The 17,515-nt window shown below is 63.2% G+C and carries 18 protein-coding genes; 14 read left to right on the plus strand and 4 right to left on the minus strand.

Annotation, left to right across the window (positions count from 1 at the left end; translation table 11 throughout):
* Positions 1–4 precede the first annotated feature (4 nt).
* The 11 genes from gmk (at position 5) to RVY76_RS05435 (ending at position 10,795) form a co-directional block, all read left to right on the plus strand.
* Complete coding sequence (gmk, locus tag RVY76_RS05385) at positions 5–655, plus strand: guanylate kinase (protein WP_317376357.1); 651 nt, start codon at positions 5–7, stop codon at positions 653–655.
* A complete protein-coding gene (locus RVY76_RS05390) occupies positions 652–1,188 on the plus strand; it encodes a gamma carbonic anhydrase family protein (RefSeq protein ID WP_317376358.1) in 537 nt (178 codons plus the stop codon). Before gmk ends, RVY76_RS05390 begins: the two co-directional genes overlap by 4 nt.
* The gene (locus tag RVY76_RS05395; protein ID WP_317376359.1) at positions 1,185–2,363 is read left to right on the plus strand and encodes a trans-sulfuration enzyme family protein; all 1,179 of its coding nucleotides are present in this window, start codon (positions 1,185–1,187) and stop codon (positions 2,361–2,363) included. Before RVY76_RS05390 ends, RVY76_RS05395 begins: the two co-directional genes overlap by 4 nt.
* Complete coding sequence (locus RVY76_RS05400; protein ID WP_317376360.1) at positions 2,360–3,388, plus strand: ATP-binding protein; 1,029 nt, start codon at positions 2,360–2,362, stop codon at positions 3,386–3,388. The genes RVY76_RS05395 and RVY76_RS05400 overlap by 4 nt, the downstream gene beginning before the upstream one ends.
* 119 nt (positions 3,389–3,507) lie before the next feature.
* Positions 3,508–4,554, plus strand: coding sequence for a substrate-binding domain-containing protein (locus RVY76_RS05405; protein WP_317376361.1), 1,047 nt, complete (start codon positions 3,508–3,510; stop codon positions 4,552–4,554).
* An 89-nt stretch (positions 4,555–4,643) separates the two neighbouring features.
* The gene (gene pstC / locus RVY76_RS05410; protein ID WP_317376362.1) at positions 4,644–6,107 is read left to right on the plus strand and encodes a phosphate ABC transporter permease subunit PstC; all 1,464 of its coding nucleotides are present in this window, start codon (positions 4,644–4,646) and stop codon (positions 6,105–6,107) included.
* The gene (pstA, locus tag RVY76_RS05415; RefSeq protein WP_317376363.1) at positions 6,104–7,456 is read left to right on the plus strand and encodes a phosphate ABC transporter permease PstA; all 1,353 of its coding nucleotides are present in this window, start codon (positions 6,104–6,106) and stop codon (positions 7,454–7,456) included. Before pstC ends, pstA begins: the two co-directional genes overlap by 4 nt.
* Positions 7,457–7,468: 12 nt before the next feature.
* Positions 7,469–8,269: a phosphate ABC transporter ATP-binding protein PstB gene (gene pstB / locus RVY76_RS05420; RefSeq protein ID WP_317376364.1), complete on the plus strand. Its 801-nt coding sequence runs from the start codon at positions 7,469–7,471 to the stop codon at positions 8,267–8,269.
* Between the two features lie 10 nt (positions 8,270–8,279).
* On the plus strand, positions 8,280–8,993 hold the full coding sequence (gene phoU / locus RVY76_RS05425) for a phosphate signaling complex protein PhoU (RefSeq protein ID WP_317376365.1): 714 nt from the start codon (positions 8,280–8,282) through the stop codon (positions 8,991–8,993).
* A 4-nt stretch (positions 8,994–8,997) separates the two neighbouring features.
* On the plus strand, positions 8,998–9,681 hold the full coding sequence (gene phoB / locus RVY76_RS05430) for a phosphate regulon transcriptional regulator PhoB (RefSeq protein WP_317376366.1): 684 nt from the start codon (positions 8,998–9,000) through the stop codon (positions 9,679–9,681).
* Between the two features lie 37 nt (positions 9,682–9,718).
* On the plus strand, positions 9,719–10,795 hold the full coding sequence (locus tag RVY76_RS05435; RefSeq protein ID WP_317376367.1) for an AI-2E family transporter: 1,077 nt from the start codon (positions 9,719–9,721) through the stop codon (positions 10,793–10,795).
* A gap of 137 nt (positions 10,796–10,932) precedes the next feature.
* Here the strand turns inward: RVY76_RS05435 and tsf are convergent, their stop codons facing one another.
* Both tsf and rpsB read right to left on the minus strand, forming a co-directional pair.
* Positions 10,933–11,808: a translation elongation factor Ts gene (gene tsf / locus RVY76_RS05440; protein WP_317376368.1), complete on the minus strand. Its 876-nt coding sequence runs from the start codon at positions 11,806–11,808 to the stop codon at positions 10,933–10,935.
* Between the two features lie 100 nt (positions 11,809–11,908).
* Positions 11,909–12,778, minus strand: coding sequence for a 30S ribosomal protein S2 (gene rpsB, locus RVY76_RS05445; protein ID WP_317376369.1), 870 nt, complete (start codon positions 12,776–12,778; stop codon positions 11,909–11,911).
* A 229-nt stretch (positions 12,779–13,007) separates the two neighbouring features.
* Between rpsB and RVY76_RS05450 the strand changes: the two genes are divergently transcribed.
* Genes RVY76_RS05450 through RVY76_RS05460 form a run of 3 tightly spaced genes read left to right on the plus strand, consistent with a single transcriptional unit; the run spans position 13,008 to position 15,589 of the window.
* Positions 13,008–13,895, plus strand: coding sequence for a PfkB family carbohydrate kinase (locus RVY76_RS05450; RefSeq protein WP_317376370.1), 888 nt, complete (start codon positions 13,008–13,010; stop codon positions 13,893–13,895).
* Complete coding sequence (locus RVY76_RS05455) at positions 13,892–14,839, plus strand: pseudouridine-5'-phosphate glycosidase (protein WP_317376371.1); 948 nt, start codon at positions 13,892–13,894, stop codon at positions 14,837–14,839. Before RVY76_RS05450 ends, RVY76_RS05455 begins: the two co-directional genes overlap by 4 nt.
* A 51-nt stretch (positions 14,840–14,890) precedes the next feature.
* Positions 14,891–15,589, plus strand: a complete 699-nt coding sequence (locus RVY76_RS05460; protein ID WP_317376719.1) for a DUF502 domain-containing protein — start codon at positions 14,891–14,893, stop codon at positions 15,587–15,589.
* Here the strand turns inward: RVY76_RS05460 and RVY76_RS05465 are convergent, their stop codons facing one another.
* Together RVY76_RS05465 and RVY76_RS05470 are read right to left on the minus strand one after the other, a co-directional pair.
* Entirely contained in the window at positions 15,590–16,624 is a 1,035-nt protein-coding gene (locus RVY76_RS05465) for a patatin-like phospholipase family protein (RefSeq protein ID WP_317376372.1), read from the minus strand.
* 7 nt (positions 16,625–16,631) lie between these two features.
* Positions 16,632–17,405: a 3-hydroxybutyrate dehydrogenase gene (locus RVY76_RS05470; protein ID WP_317376373.1), complete on the minus strand. Its 774-nt coding sequence runs from the start codon at positions 17,403–17,405 to the stop codon at positions 16,632–16,634.
* Between the last annotated feature and the right edge of the window lie 110 nt (positions 17,406–17,515).

The following is a 17,515-nucleotide window of genomic DNA, read 5'->3' on the forward strand; positions in this document are numbered from 1 at the left end:
CCCTATGACAGACGGACAGGACCGCCGCGGTCTTCTCATCATCCTGAGTTCCCCCTCGGGTGCAGGCAAGTCGACGCTCGCCCGCAGGCTGAACGCATGGGATCCCTCGATCCTCTTCTCGGTTTCTGCGACGACGCGCTCTCCGCGTGAGAACGAAGTCGAGGGGCGTGACTATTACTTCGTTGGCGAGGAAGAGTTCCGTCGGCATGTAACGGATGGCGACATGCTGGAACATGCGCATGTCTTCGGCAACTTCTACGGATCGCCCCGCAAACCGGTCGAGCGCGCTATCGCCGCCGGAAAGGACGTGCTCTTCGACATCGACTGGCAGGGCGCGCAACAGATCCGCAACTCACCGCTGACGACGCATACCTTGTCGATCTTTCTGCTGCCGCCCTCGATGATCGAGCTGCGGCGCAGGCTCGAGGCGCGTGGCCAGGATGATTCCACCACCATCGCCCGCCGCATGGACAAGAGCTGGGACGAGATCAGCCATTGGGACGGCTATGACTTCGTCCTCGTCAACGACGATCTCGACGAGACCGAACGGCGTCTCAAGACGATCATCACCGCGGCGCGCCTGCGCCGCGCGCAGCAGCCAAACCTGTTGCAGCACGTCAGAGAGCTGCAATCCGAATTCGAGGACCGCACATGATCTATGCTCTCGACGACCACACGCCTCTTCTCGACCCGGACGGTACCGTCTGGGTCGCTCCCGATGCCAACGTCATCGGGAAAGTCGTTCTGGAGGCGCGATCCTCGGTCTGGTTCGGTGCGACCCTGCGCGGCGACAACGAAGAGATCCGGTTGGGCGAAGGATCGAACATTCAGGAGAATTCGGTCCTTCACACGGATATGGGATTCCCGCTGACGATCGGCCGGAACTGCACGATCGGTCACCGGGCGATGCTGCATGGCTGCACCATCGGCGACAATTCCCTGGTCGGGATGGGTGCCACGATCCTCAACGGCGCGAAGATCGGCCGCAATTGCCTGATCGGGGCATGCGCGCTCGTCACGGAGGGTAAGGAGATCCCCGATGGATCGCTCGTCGTGGGCGCACCCGGAAAAGTCGTTCGCGAGCTCGATGACGAAGCGATCGCCGGGCTCGAAGCATCGGCGCGCCATTACCAGGAAAACGCAGCACGGTTCATGGCCGGGCTCACCGCACTCGGAGGTCCGCGATGAGCGCCCGGACCCCGGTTCGCCGGACGCCCTGGCCGGAAGGGACGAGCCGCCCGCTCGGCACGCCGCTGCAACCGTCGGTCGTCTACGCAGCGAAATCTCCCGATGCTCTCGACGACATCTACGAAGGACGCGCCGAGGGGTATTCCTACGCGCGCGAGGCCCATCCCAACGCCGATGTGCTCGCACGCAAGATCGACGCTCTCGAAAATGCTTCCGGCGGAATCGTCGTCGGCTCTGGCATGGCGGCGGTTACTGCGGCGGTACTCGGTAACCTCGAGGCCGGCGAACATCTCCTCGGTGCGTCGCAGCTCTACGGCCGGTCTCTCAGGATGATGAAGACCGAACTTCCGCGCATGGGCATTGCAACATCCGTCGCCGATCCGACCGATCTCGCGCAAATCGAAGCCGCTCTGCGCCCGGAGACGCGGATGATCCTGATCGAGATCGTCTCGAACCCGACCTTGCGGATCGCCGATCTCGACGGCATTGCGGCGCTCGCCAGGGATCGCGGGATCCTTCTCGCGGTCGATAACACTTTCACAACGCCGAGGGCCGTCCAACCGCTCGATCATGGGGCCGACATCGTCATCCATTCCGTGACGAAGCTGCTGGCTGGCCATTCCGATGCAACGCTCGGCTACGTCGTCGCTCGCGATCCCGAACGCAATGCTGCGATGCTGGGCTTCGCCTCGACGCTCGGTCTGACGGCAAGCCCGTTCGACTGCTGGCTGGCCGAGCGGGGACTTCATTCTTTCGAGCTGCGCTACGACCGGGCCGAGGACAACGCACGCGCGCTCGCAGAGCATCTCGACGGCCTGCCGGGTGTCGTTCGCGTGATCTATCCGGGACGCGCCGATCACCCCGATCACGACCGGGCCCGTGCATTGCTCGGCGATCGGACCGGCAACATGGTGACGTTCGAGATCGAAGGCGGACGGCAAGCGGCCAACCGACTGGTCGAGGCCGCCCGCGACATTGCCTTCGCCCCGACGCTCGGCGACATCGGAACGACGCTGAGCCATCCCGCCACCTCGTCCCATCGTGCGCTGAGTGCGGAGGAGCGCGCAGCGCTCGGCCTTTCCGAGGGGTCCTTTCGCGTTTCGGTCGGTGTAGAGCCCGCCGATCTGCTCTGTGAGGAATTCGAGACCGCGATCCGCGCGGCAGCGAACGGATGACCGAGAGCGAGCTCGGCGAGCTTCTCGAAGCACTGCCGCTGCCCGCCCTGCTGATCGGCCCGCGCGAGCGGATCCTCGCGATGAACGCGAACGCCTCGGGGCTGCTCGGGCAGGGACTGGTCGGGCGGCACTACGTCGCGGCACTGCGTCAGCCGGCCCTCATCGACACGATCGAGGGGGTCGGCCGGGACCGGTTGACGCGAAACGTCGACTACACGAGCCATGACGGCGATCGCGACATGATTTGGGCCGCGAACGTCGCCGTGGCGGGGGCTGGCATCCTCGTCAGCTTCGAGGACCGCACCCTCGCGGCAGAGGCGGGACAGATGCGGCGTGATTTCGTGGCGAATGTCAGCCATGAATTGCGCACACCTTTGACAGCTCTGATGGGATATATCGAGACGCTGCAAGGGCCTGCACGGAATGACCAGGTGGCGCGGGATCGGTTCCTGGCGACAATGGCGGGCGAGGCCAACCGGATGAACCGTCTGGTCCAGGACCTCCTGTCGCTCAGCCGTGTCGAGGCCGCAGCACGCGTGAAGCCCACCGAAGAGGTCGATCTGCCATCGCTCATCCAGCAGGTAAAAGCCTTGCTGGGAACGATCTCGGCCGAGCGCGAGACCCGGATCGAGTTCGTCCCGCCTCCGGATCCGGTGGTCGTGCCCGGCGATAACGATCAGCTTCGTCAGGTCTTCGTCAATCTGCTGGAGAACGCGATCAAGTATGGCGGCGGGACGGTTACGGTCGATCTCACGGTCGATCCCCATATCCGCGAACTGCGCGGCCCCGGTGTCAGGATCGACATCACCGACAACGGTGCCGGCATCGACCCGCTTCACTTGCCCAGACTGACGCAGCGGTTCTACCGCGTGGATACGCATCGATCGCGCGAAGTGGGGGGCACCGGGCTCGGGCTCGCAATCGTCAAGCATATCCTGTCGCGCCATCGCGGGCGTCTGCGGATCTCGTCCGAGATCGGGCAGGGGAGCTGCTTCTCGGTCCTCCTTCCGACGAAGACCGCGTGACCACGACGATTGTCACAAAACCATTACAAACGTGTTACAAAAGAGATGCGCGGCTGGCGTAACCCGGCGGCGAAGGTCGCGGATCCGACGCGGCCCGGCAAGATAACAGGAGACGCTCCATGTCCATCTACAAGCTTACCGCCGCAACGGCCGCGATGGCCGTCGCAGCCGTCGGCCCCGCATTTTCGCAGAGCCGCGACAACGTCCAGGTCGCGGGATCCTCGACCGTTCTTCCCTATGCCTCGATTGTGGCTGAAGCCTTCGGAGAGAATTTCGACTACCCGACACCCGTCGTCGAATCCGGCGGATCCTCGGCAGGGCTGAGCCGCTTCTGCGAAGGCGTTGGCGAGAACACGATCGACATCGCCAATGCCAGTCGTCCGATGCGCGAGGGCGAAATCGAGACCTGCGCCGCGAACGGCGTCGAGGAGATTATCGAGGTTCGCATTGGCTATGACGGCATCGTCTTCGCAAGCCAGATCGACGGCCCCGATTTCACCGCCTTCGAACCCGCCGACTGGTATCAGGCTCTCGCTTCGGAACTGCCGCAGGACGGCGCGATGGCGGCCAATCCGAACGCGAACTGGTCGGACGTGAACGGCGATCTTCCCGAGGTCGAGATCACGACCTTCATCCCCGGCACGCGTCACGGCACCCGCGAGGTGTTCGAGGAGCAGGTCATGCTCCAGGGCTGCGAGGATACCGGCGCGATGGACGCGATGATCGAGATCGGCATGTCCGAAGACGAGGCCGAAAGCGCCTGCATGCAGGTCCGCGCCGACGGTGCCGCGGTCGATATCGACGGCGACTACACCGAGACGCTCGCGCGCATCAATTCCAACCCCGACGGTGTCGGCGTGTTCGGTCTGGCGTTCTACGAGAACAATACCGATTCTCTTAAGGTCGCCACGATGGGCGGCGTCGAGCCGACCGTCGAGACCATCTCGAGCGGCGAATATCCCGTCTCGCGTCCGCTCTACTTCTACATCAAGAAGGCGCATATCGGCGTCATCCCGGGTCTGAAGGAATTCGCGCAGTTCTTCGTCGCCGACGAGATCGCGGGTTCCGGCGGTCCGCTCGCCGATTACGGCCTGGTCCCCGATCCGGAACTGGAAGCGACGCAGGAGAAGATCGCCAACGAGACGACGATGAGCGAAGAATCCTGATCTGCTAGACTCCTCGCGGCGGGTGGTGCCAGGCGCATCGCCCGCCGCAATCCCTTTCTTTCGACGTTCAATCCGAGGATTTCCGCACGATGCCCATTCTCTGGCTCATCGGCATCATCGTCGTGCTGGCGCTGGCCGGCTATGCGCTCGGGCGACGGCGAGCGCTCTCGAGCGTCGACGGAGATGGTCGTCTGCTTCATTCCCTGCCGAATTACTACGGTCTCAACGTCGCACTGAAAACCGCGGTGCCTGCCCTGGTGCTTATTGCGATCTGGCTCGTCTTCCAGCCGCTGGTGGTCGAGATGCGGATCGGCTCACTCGTCGAGGAGGCAGCAGTCAGCGACTCGCGCAACGCCAGCCTCGTCATGTCGGACGTGCGCAGGCTTGCCTACGGGCTTGAAAGCGCGATCGAGCAGGGGGTGCTGTCTGCGCAGGAAGTCTCCGAACTGCAAGTCGATCCCGGTGCCATCCGGTCAGTGCTCGGCCAGGCGGGGGTCGCGCTCGGTTCGGAAGTTAGCGAACCGGTGCTGCGCGCAGCGCAAGGATACCGCACGATGTCGAGCCGCGGTAGGCTGCTCATGTCGATCCTGGGCCTGGCACTGGCCGTTGGAGGCTTTGCCTATGGTATGCGGCAAAGCAACGGGATGTTCCGCGCGCGAAACATCGTCGAGCAGGGCGTTCACCTGATCCTCGTCTCGGCCGCCTGTATCGCAATCCTCACGACGCTCGGCATCGTTCTGTCGCTGATCTTTAACACGGTCGAATTCTTCCGGATCTATCCGGCATCCGACTTTTTCTTTTCGACCACGTGGCGCCCGTCATTCGGGGGCGACTCGCAGCTCGGGATCCTGCCGCTGCTCTGGGGCACGCTCTACATCTCATTCATCGCACTGCTTGTCTCGGTGCCGATCGGGCTCTTCGCGGCGGTCTATCTCGCCGAATATGCGAGTAGGCGTGTCCGTGGCATCGCGAAACCCGCGCTCGAGATCCTCGCCGGCATTCCGACGATCGTCTACGGACTATTCGCTCTCTTGACAGTGGGGCCCATGCTGCTCGGCGTGTTCGGCAGCGACGGGCTTGGCTGGATGCGTGCGGGAACGGCGGTGATGACCGCGGGACTTGTGATGGGCATCATGCTTATTCCCTTCGTGAGTTCGCTCAGCGATGACGTCATCAATGCCGTTCCGCAAAGCATGCGCGACGGGTCATACGGGCTCGGCGCCACGAAATCCGAGACGATCAAGCAGGTCGTCCTGCCCGCCGCGCTTCCCGGGATCGTCGGTGCCGTACTGCTCGCCGCAAGCCGGGCCATCGGCGAGACGATGATCGTCGTGCTCGGGGCAGGGGCCGCGGCACGGATCAGCGGTAATCCCTTCGAGGCGATGACGACCGTCACCGCCAAGATCGTGAGCCAGCTGACCGGGGACGCCGACTTTTCCTCGCCCGAGGCGCTGGTCGCCTTCGCCCTCGGCATGACGCTCTTCGTCGTGACGCTCGGGCTCAACGTCTTCGCGCTCTACATCGTGCGCAGATACCGGGAGCAATATGAATGACCGACGCGACCCACGGCAGCGGCCGGGCGGCACCGCGCAGGAAATCGATCATCGCGGTCGACGACCGAACCGGCAAGCGCAACGCCGCCGAAAAGCGGTTCCGCATCTACGGCATCTCCGCAATCGGGATCGGCGTCTTCTTCCTGATCTTTCTGTTGGGATCGATCCTCTGGAACGGCGTGACGGCGTTTCAGCAAACCTTTATCCAGGTGCCCGTCTATCTGAATGCCGAAACGCTCGACCCCGAGGGCAATCGCGATCCAGCGGAGATGAGCAGCGTTTCGACCTTCGGCTATGCGCCGATCCTCGAGACCGCGATGGCCGATCTGGTCGACGCACGAGGGATCGAGACCGACCTCGACGCCGGGGATCTCGACGCGCTCTTTTCGAAATCGGCGGCCGCTCAGATTAGGAACCAGGTTCTCGCGGATCCGGAACTCATTGGACAAACGGTCGAGTTCAACATCCTCGCGACAAGCCGGGTGGACGGCTATTTCAAGGGGCGAGTAAGCCGCGACAGCATCGCGCGCGATCGCAACATCGACGCTGCGCATCTCGATATCGTCGATGCGCTGCGCGATAGCGGCGACGTGGTCAAACGGTTCAACTGGGACTTCGTCTTCGGCAGTGACGCGTCTGAATCACGGCCCGAACAGGCCGGGATCGGTGTCGCGATGATGGGGTCGTTTTTCATGATGCTGGTGGTTCTCGCCCTCGCCTTGCCGATCGGCGTGGCGGCCTCGATCTATCTCGAGGAATTTGCCCCCAAGAACCGCCTGACCGACATCATCGAGGTCAACATCTCGAACCTCGCGGCCGTACCGTCGATCGTGTTCGGTATCCTCGGCCTTGCCATGTTCATCCAATTCATGGAGCTTCCGCAATCGGCTCCGCTCGTGGGTGGGTTGGTGCTGACGCTGATGACACTTCCCACGATCATCATCGCGACGCGCGCATCGCTGCAATCGGTCCCGCCCAGCATCCGGGATGCAGCTCTCGGCGTTGGCGCGAGCAAGATGCAGGCCGTCTTTCACCATGTCCTGCCGCTGGCCATGCCGGGCATTCTGACGGGCACGATCATCGGTCTGGCCCAGGCCTTGGGCGAGACGGCACCGCTGCTGCTGATCGGAATGGTGGGTTATGTCGCGACGAACTATCCCGACGGGATCGCCTCGGGGTTCCTCGATCCGAACTCGGCCATGCCCGCACAGATCTACGAATGGGCCAAGCGCGCCGATCCGGCCTATTACGAACGTGCCTGGGGCGGGATCATCATCCTGCTGATCTTCCTCTTCGCGATGAACGCGATCGCGATCCTCCTGCGTCGCCGATTTGAGCGCCGCTGGTAGAAAGGTTAAAAGATGTACGACACCCAACTTTCGGAGAAGACCGTGACCAGCGCCGAGGATATCAAGATCGCGGCAAAGGCCGTGAACGTCTACTACGGGCCGAACCATGCCATCAAGGACGTGACCGTCGGCATCCTCGACAAGACGGTCACAGCCTTCATCGGACCTTCGGGCTGCGGCAAGTCGACCTTCCTTCGCTGTCTCAATCGCATGAACGATACGATCGATGTCTGCCGTGTCACCGGCGACATTCGCATCGATGACGAGGACATCTACGACAAGCGCGTCGATCCGGTTCAGCTCCGCGCCAAGGTTGGCATGGTTTTTCAGAAGCCCAACCCGTTTCCGAAATCGATCTACGACAACGTGGCCTACGGACCCAAAATTCATGGGCTGGCTCGGAACAAGGCGGATCTCGACGATATCGTCGAGCGTGCCCTCCGGCGTGGGGCAATCTGGAACGAGGTGAAGGACCGGCTGCACGCACCGGGCACCGGCCTTTCTGGCGGTCAGCAACAGCGGCTCTGCATTGCGCGGGCGGTCGCGACCGAACCCGAAGTCCTCCTGATGGACGAACCGTGCTCTGCGCTCGATCCCATCGCGACGGGCCAGGTCGAGGAACTTATCGACGAGCTGCGCCAGGAATATTCGGTGGTGATCGTCACACACTCGATGCAGCAGGCCGCGCGTGTCAGCCAGAAGACCGCGTTCTTCCACCTCGGCGATCTCGTCGAATACAACGACACCGACGAGATCTTCACCAACCCCAAGGACAGCCGGACCGAAAGCTACATCACCGGACGGATCGGGTAGGAGAAAAACAGTGAATCAGTCATCCCACATCTCCTCGGCCTTCGACCGCGATCTTGAGGCTATCCAGGCGCTTCTGCTCAAGATGGGCGGCCTCGTCGAAGAGGCGATCATGGACGCCGCGACCTCGCTCGAGACGCGCGACGAAGAGCTCGCGATGAAGGTCCGCGAGCGTGACCAGGCCGTTGACGATCTCGAGGAACGCATCAACGAGGAAGCCGCAAAGCTTGTCGCGCTGCGCGCACCGATCGCGTCCGACATGCGCCTTGTTCTGAGCGTCATCAAGATCTCCGCCAATCTCGAACGCGTCGGCGACTACTCCAAGAACTTGGCCAAGCGGACATTCGTTCTCAACAAGTTACCGCCACAGGAAGGTGCCTCCCAATCGATCCGCCGCATGGCGCGCGAGGTACAGAGAATGCTGCACGACGTGCTCGACGCCTATATCCAGCGCGACGCGGAACTGGCGCTCGAAGTGCGCGACCGGGATGCGGATATCGACCAGATGTACAACGCGCTCTTCCGCGAATTTCTTACATTCATGATGGAGGATCCGCGCAACATCACGGCGTGCATGCATCTCCACTTCATCGCGAAGAACATCGAGCGCATGGGGGATCACGTCACGTCGATCGCCGATCAGATCGTCTATTCGGTCACCGGTAGTTCGCCCGAGAAGGAGCGGACCAAGCGCGACACGACTTCCGTCCAGCCGTTCGAGGACTGATGCGATGGCACCTCCACAAGTCCTGATCGTCGAGGACGAAGTTTCGCAACGCGAAATCCTCGCTTACAACCTCGAGGCCGAGGGATATGCCGTTACACGCGCCGAGACCGGCGACGAGGCGCTCCAGCTCTTCCGCGAATGCGAACCCGATCTCGTGGTGCTCGACTGGATGCTACCGGGCGTCTCCGGCATCGAGATCTGCCGCCAGCTGAAACGAACGGGCGAGGGGCAGGGTGTTCCGGTCATCATGCTGTCGGCCCGCACCGAAGAGCATGACCGCGTTCGCGGGCTCGAGACCGGTGCCGATGATTACGTTACGAAACCCTATTCGGTCGCCGAGCTCATGGCCCGCATCCGCGCGCATCTCCGTCGCTCGCGGCCGGCGTCCGTGGGACAGACGTTGACCCATGAGGAAATCTCGCTCGATCCCGAAAGTCACCGCGTGCGGCGTGCGGATCAGGAGATCAAGCTCGGACCGACGGAGTTCAGGCTTCTCGCGACCTTCATGGAAAAGCCCGGCCGCGTCTACAGCCGAGAGCAGCTTCTCGATCGGGTTTGGGGGCGCGACATCTATGTCGACAGCCGGACGGTCGATGTCCATGTCGGACGGCTGCGCAAGGCGCTCGGCGTGCATGGCGGAGCCGATCCGATCCGGACGGTCAGGGGCGCGGGCTACGCGCTCGGTTAAAGCGGGAACCGGCGGGCACCTTCCGCGTTTGAGGGCCATGCAGACGAGACAGGCCGAGCGGATCCGCACGGCAGCCCATATCGCGATGATCGGCGCGGGCCTCGTCGCCGCGGCAATCGGCATGAGTCTTGCCAAGTCGATCCTCGCGCCGACCTTGCTTGCAGTCGTCGTCGGAATCGTCCTCTCACCAATTTCCGACTTCTGGGAACGGATCGGCGCACCGCGAATGATCGGTGCGCTGGCATCCCTGTTTCTGGCGATCGGCGTCATCGTCCTCATCGCATCGCTGGCGCTTCCTGTCGCGGGACAGATCGTCGAAGCCTGGCCGCAGATCCAGAACGAAGTGCGTGGGACGCTCGTGGAATTCCAGAATGCGATCCGCGGCATCGAGAATGCTGGCGAGGAAGTCCAGCGCGCCATGGGGGGTGCCGGCACGGATGGCGACGGCGAAGGTGGCTCGGTGATCCCGTCGACGACCGATGCGCTGTTTCTCGCACCGTCCGTGGCAGGCCAGACCATCACGTTTGTCGGCGTGCTCTTCTTCTTCGTGCTTACGCGACAGGAGATCTACGGATGGGTGGCCCGGCGCCTGACCCCGCGCGGCGTCGAGGAAACGATCGCGCTGCGACTTCTTCTGGCCGAGAGACACGTGGCCCGGTACTTCTTGACGATCACCGTGGTAAACGTACTCTTCGGCTGTGCTGTGACACTGGCATTCTACTTCATCGGTATGCCGAGCTTCTATCTTTGGGGTGTTGCGACGACCTTGCTGAACTTCGTTCTCTATCTCGGACCTGCGATCCTGTTCGTCGCGCTGGCGCTTGCGGGCGTCGTGGTTTTCGATGGGGCCTACGCCATGCTTCCGGCCATGACCTTCCTGGGGCTCAACCTGATCGAGGCGCAATTCGTCACACCATCCGCCATCGGCGCTTCGCTTGCGCTCAATCCGCTGTTGGTGTTCGTCGCACTTGTCTTCTTCCTGTGGCTCTGGGGGCCGATCGGCGGTTTTATCGCGATCCCGTTCGTTCTCTGGATCATGGTGATCGCGAATATGAGCGGCGAAACGAATACCTCCGACATCGATGACGATCTGACCGACGCAGAAATTACATAATTCTGGTTATACGATTTCGCGACTAACTTCGTGTTGCAGATGCGTTCTGTTCGTACCCCCCTTTCAACTTACCAAATGCACAACGAAAAAAGGCGCTCCGGAGAGCGCCTTTCCATTTGACGTATCTGCAATCGCAATCAGGTCGCGGCGGCCTTCTTCACCTCGGCAGCAAAGTCTTCCTTCTCCACCGTGATGCCTTCGCCGACTTCGACGCGGGCGAAGCCAGTGATCTCGATGCCCGCATCCTTCGCAGCTTCGGCGACAGTCTTGTCGGGATCGACGACGAACGCCTGATTGACGAGCGTCACTTCCGACAGGAACTTCTTCATCCGGCCCTCGATCATCTTCTCGATGACCTGCTCGGGCTTGCCGCTTTCGCGGGCGATCTCCATCTGGACGTGCTTTTCCTTTTCGACGATCGAACTGTCGAGTTCGGCCTCGTTCAGGGCCGCAGGTTTCACGGCAGCGATGTGCATCGCGATCTGGCGCGCGACCGTCTCGTCCGAGCCGGTATAGGCCACGAGAACCCCGATCTTGCCCATTCCTTCGGCGGCGGCGTTGTGGACATAGGCCGCGACGTTCTCGCCCGTGAGCGTCTCCATCCGGCGCAGCGTCATGTTCTCGCCGATCTTGGCGATTGCATCGGTCAGGCGTTCCTTGACATGCTTGCCGCCGAGATCCGTCTCGTTCAGGGCAGCAACGTCATCGACGCCGATCGCGACATTCGCGATGTCGGAGACGAGCTTCTGGAACTCCTCGTTCTTGGCGACGAAGTCGGTCTCGGAATTGACCTCGACCGCAACGCCGCGGCCGCCTTCGACCTTGACGGCGACGAGGCCCTCGGCCGCGGTGCGGTCAGCCTTCTTCGCGGCCTTTGCAAGGCCCTTCGTGCGCAGCCAGTCGATGGCCGCATCCATGTCGCCATCGGTCTCGGTCAGCGCCTTCTTGGCGTCCATCATGCCCGCGCCGGTGGCTTCGCGGAGCTTCTTCACGTCTGCAGCGGTGATCGCCATCTTGGCTCTCCTCGTAGGTCTTTCGAATGGGTCGGGGCGGGCCTGCGGATCGCCGCCCTGCCCGCCCCGATATCACATCGTCATGTCGGAAGGATGAGGCTCAGGCCTCGCCCTTCTCCTTGTTGTCGAGATCGTAGGGCGCGTCCTTGGCGACCGCGTCGTTCGCGACGGTCTCGTCGCTCACGGCCAGCGTGTCCTCGACATTTGCGGGCGTCTCGTGGACTTCCTCGACCTCTTCGCTCATGTCTTCCATCGCGCCCATGTCGACACCAGCGGCGCCAAGCTGCGCCGACATGCCGTCGAGCGCGGCGCGGCTCACCAGATCGCAATAGAGCGCGATCGCACGCGCGGCGTCGTCATTGCCGGGAATGACGTAATCCACGCCTTCGGGCGAGCAGTTCGTGTCGACGATGGCCACGACCGGGATGCCGAGCTTCTTGGCTTCGGCGATGGCCAGATCTTCCTTGTTCACGTCGATCACGAAGAGAAGGTCCGGAACACCGCCCATCTCGCGAATCCCGCCGAGCGAGGCTTCGAGCTTGGCCTGATCGCGTTCCAGCGACAGGCGCTCGCGCTTGGTCAGGCCTTCGGCACCTTCGCTCATCCGCGCGTCGATTTCCTTCAGGCGGTTGATCGACTGCGAAACTGTCTTCCAGTTGGTGAGCGTACCGCCGAGCCAGCGGTGGTTCATGTAGTACTGCGCGCAGCGCTCGGCCGCGTCGGCGATGGGCTTCTGTGCCTGGCGCTTGGTGCCGACGAAGAGGATGCGGCCGTTCTTGGCCACGGTGTCGCGGATCACCTGCAGCGCCTGGTCGAGCAGCGGCACGGTCTGCGTCAGGTCGAGAATGTGGATGCCGTTGCGATCACCGTAGATGTACTCGCCCATGCGGGGATTCCACCGCTGGGTCTGGTGACCGAAGTGTACGCCAGCCTCGAGCAGCTGACGCAAAGAGAACTCGGGAAGAGCCATTTGTCTGTCCTTTTTCCGGTTTCGAACCTCGGCGAAGCTGTTTGAGGGGTTTGCCCCAACCGGTGGATCCTTCGGGGATGTCTCCCCCGGGGACCCGAGCCCCGCCTGTGAAGTGCCGTCGCGTTACAGCCTTCGGTCGCCGATTGCAAGTCGCAGGGATGGTTTCCGCGCCACATCGCCGATCAGGGGGACTTGCGCGCGGATCGCGGGTGGCGCAATCACCGGCAGGATGGAAACGCGCGTTATCTGTATCGGATCGGTCCTGTGGGACACGATCGGGCGCACCCCGAGGACCATGGCATTGGGCCACGACGTCGCGGGACGGATCACCCGCGATCCGGGCGGCGTCGCCCTCAACATCGCGCTGGGGCTCGTCCGGCTCGGACTGTCACCAGATCTGCTGAGCGCGGTGGGCCGCGATGCGGAGGGCGAGGCAATCGCCGCCCTCGCCCGTGCGCGCGGTATCGGCACCGAGATGCTCTACCTGTCCGAGGACCTCCCGACGGACCGCTACATGGCGATCGAGGGTGCCAACGGCCTCGTTGCCGCGATCGCGGATGCGCATTCGCTCGAAGAGGCCGGCGACAAGATCCTTCGTCCGTTGATCGACGGACGGCTCGGATCCGACGAGCGGCCCTTCACGGGCGTTGCGGCGCTGGACGGCAACCTCTCGGAAGATCTTCTGGCACGGATCGCGACGGGCCCCTGGCTAGGTGCCGCGGATCTGCGCGTCGCTCCGGCCTCGACCGGCAAGGCGCTACGCCTCCTGCCGCTCCTGCGCCATCCCCGCGCGGTGATCTACGTCAATCTCGAAGAGGCCGGCCTGCTGCTCGGTGCCAAGGTCGACACCGCCCCCGAGGCCGCCCGTGCCCTTGTCGCGCGCGGGGCGTCGCGCGTCCTCGTGACGAACGGTCCTGCGCCCTGCGCCATGGCGGATGCGTCGGGCACGATCGAGGCCCGCCCGCCGCAGGTCACCGTGACCCGCGTCACCGGTGCAGGCGACAGTTTCATGGCCGCCCATATCGCCGCCGAGCTGCGCGGCGAAACCGGCGAGGACGCGCTTCGCGCAGCTCTCGTCGCTGCGGCCGCACATGTTTCCGGAGAGACCCCGACATGACACTTCCCCTTTCGCTTTCCCCCGAAGTCGCCTCCGCCAAGGAGGATGGTCGACCGATCGTCGCGCTCGAATCGACGATCATCACCCATGGCATGCCCTGGCCCCGCAACGTCGAGACCGCGCGTCAGGTCGAGGCGGAGATCCGCGCCGCCGATGCCGTCCCCGCGACGATTGCCGTGCTCGACGGGACGCTCCACGTGGGGCTCACCGACGATCAGCTCGACGCGCTCGCGCAATCGGGCGGCGTCGCAAAGCTTTCGCGCGCGGACCTTGCCGTGGCGATCGCCACCGGCGGGACCGGGGCCACCACGGTCGCAGGCACGATGATCGGCGCGCGCCTCGCGGGTATCGAGGTCTTTGCTACCGGCGGGATCGGCGGTGTCCATCGCGGTGCCGGTGTGACCTTTGACGTCTCGGCTGATCTTCGGGAGCTCTCCGAAACGCCCGTCACGGTGGTCGCCGCGGGTGCCAAGGCCATCCTCGACCTTCGCAAGACCTGGGAGATGCTCGAAACCCTTGGTGTGCCGGTCATCGCCTACGGACAGGACACGATCCCGGCCTTCTGGTCGGCGAGTTCGCCCTATCCCGCACCGCTCCGGCTCGACCGGGCTGCCGACATTGCAGCATCGCACCTGATGCGCGGCGCGATGGGGTTGCCGGGTGGCCAGCTGATCGCCAACCCGATCCCGGCCGAGCACGAGATCCCCGCCGAGGAGCTCGCCCCCGTGATCGACGCCGCGCTGGCAGAGGCCCGCAAAGAGGGAATCTCGGCCAAATCCGTGACGCCCTTCCTTCTTGCCAGGGTCTTCGAGATGACGGAAGGCCGCTCGCTCGAAGCGAATATCGCACTGGTGCTGAACAATGCGCGTCTCGCAGCCTCCATCGCCCACGAGATCGGCGCATTGAGACGAGAGGCGATCGACGGGGCCGCCCCGTCATTGTAGGCGGACGCGCCCTGCCCTAGATTGATCCGGTAATCAAACCCCGGGATCGCGATCATCTTGCCCAAGGACGACAACCAGAAACGCCGGCCCCCGTTCGGGGGGCTGAGAGCGAATTTCCTGACCGGCCTGGTGGTGATCGCACCGATCGGCCTGACGATATGGCTCATCTGGGCGGTGATCGGATGGGTCGACGGCTTCGTGCTGCCTTTCGTCCCGAACCGCTTCAAGCCCGAGCAATATATCGGGATAAACCTGCGCGGCGTCGGGGTGATCTTCTTCCTGATCTTCACTGTGATCGTGGGCTGGCTCGCCAAGGGGCTGATCGGCCGATCGCTTCTGCGTTGGGGAGAGGGGCTGGTCGACCGGATGCCGATCGTGCGTTCGGTCTATAACGGACTGAAGCAGATCGCCGAGACTGTCTTCGCCCAGTCCGATACGTCCTTCGACAAGGCTGTGCTGGTCGAATATCCGCGCAAGGGCCTCTGGGCGATCGGCTTCGTCTCGACCGAAGCCAAGGGCGAGATCGTGGACAAGATCCCATCGCCGGACGACAAGATGGCGGTGTTCCTGCCAACCACCCCGAACCCTACGTCGGGGTTCCTGCTCTTCGTGTTGAAAAGCGACGTGATCGATCTGGACATGAGCGTCGAGGATGCGGCGAAGCTCGTCATCTCGGCGGGGCTCGTCTATCCCAATCCCAAGAACCCTGCGAAACCCGCGATCGACAATCCCGCCCACGCGGCGGAATGATCAGTCGAACATTTCACGCAGATCCACCGACGGCCGGGTCCCGAGCGCGTCGTACTGCGTCTCGATAAATCGATCTGCCTGTTTCCGTCCGGCCTCTTTCAGACGCTGGATGATCAGCGCGGACGGTACAGTCTTGGTTGCGACGGACAGGTCTGCCATCAGGTCGTCATCGGAAATCATGTGGATATGCAGGCGCTTCATGGCCCCTTCTGCAATCGTTCCGTCATCCAGAAGCCGCTGCACGAAGTGGATCGACCGAAGTTCACGCAGCAATGAAGAATTGAAGCTTATCTCATTGACCCTGTTCATGATTTCATGTGGCGCGTAGGGTAGGTCATCGCGATAGAGCGGATTGATGTTGACGATGACGATATCCGACGGAAGCTCAGGCCGGAACAGCGGGAAAAGCGCCGGATTGCCGGAATATCCGCCGTCCCAATAGGCCTCCAGCGTGCCGTCCTCTCCCGGGATCTCGACGGCCTGGAAAAGCGTCGGAAGGCAGGCCGACGCCATGATTGCGTCAGGCGTGATCTCTTCCCCGGAAAAGATCCGGATCTTGCCCGACCGAACGTTCGTCGCGCAGATGAAAAGTGCGGGTCCGTCTCCCGCACAGATCCGACCGAAATGCATGTCGCGCACGATCGGCTCGAGAGGGTTTCGGTAGAACGGCCCATAGGAATACGGGCTTGTCGTGCGCGCGATGAAATCGCCCAAGGCGTAGGGAGGTGACATCTCGATTGCGTGGCTGAGTTGGGGCGTCGTCGGAAGAAAAGGCTGCAACCAGTCGGGCATGGCCAGATCGGCCAATTGCCCGACACGGGACCACACCCAGTCGAGCGCCGCGCGCGCACCTTCCGGCCCGGACTCGATCAGTCCCGCCTTGACCGCCGCACCGTTGAGTGCACCGGCCGAGGTTCCCGTGATCGCGGCGATCTCGACCTCGTTGCCTTCGAGCAGCCTGTCGAGCACGCCCCAGGTGAACGCGCCATGCGCACCGCCGCCCTGAAGCGCCAGATTGATCTTCGGACGGGTCATCGAATGATCAAAGCGCGGTCCAGCCGCCATCGACGCTGATGGCGGTGCCGGTGATCTGCGCGGCGGCATCGGTGCAGAGGAACACGCACGTTCCGCCAAGCTGTTCGACAGTGACGAAATCTTTCGACGGCTGGCGGGCAAGAAGCACCTTCTCGATCACCTCGTCACGGTCCATATCGTATTCCTTCATCGTATCGGGGATCTGCGATTCGACGAGCGGCGTCAGCACGTAGCCCGGGCAGACAGCGTTGCAGGTGATGGGCTCGCGCGCGGTCTCCAGCGCGACGGTCTTCGACAGGCCCACGATGCCGTGCTTGGCCGCAACATAGGCCGACTTGTAAGGCGAGGCCGTCAGCCCGTGTGCCGAGGCGACGTTGACGATGCGCCCCCATCCTGCCTCGCGCATCATCGGAAGCGCCGCTGCCGTCGTATGGAAGGCGGAGGTGAGATTGATCGCGATGATCGCATCCCATTTCTCGGTCGGAAATTTCTCGATCGCGGCGACATGCTGGATGCCCGCATTGTTGACCAGGATGTCGCACCGCCCGGCCTTCTCGATCAACGCGCGTGCCTCGTCACCCTTCGAAAGATCCGCCTTGATATAACGCGCCTCGACGCCGTGTTCTGCCGCGATCTCACGGGCGAGCGCATGATCCTCGTCGTTGTCGGTGAATGAGTTCAATACCACGTCCGCGCCCGCCTTGGCGAGTTCGCGAGCGATCCCAAGCCCGATTCCGGAATTCGATCCGGTGACGATCGCGGTCTTCCCCTTGAGTTCCATGACGGTCGCTCCTCTGCGCTGAATGGCGGCGTTTCTGCGGGTGCAAGATACGGTGGAGGGAGTCGGAATCAATGACGGCAGATCCGTCGATCGCCGCCAATCGGGAATCA

The organism is Palleronia sp. LCG004, assembly GCF_032931615.1.
Taxonomy (GTDB): Bacteria; Pseudomonadota; Alphaproteobacteria; order Rhodobacterales; family Rhodobacteraceae; genus Palleronia.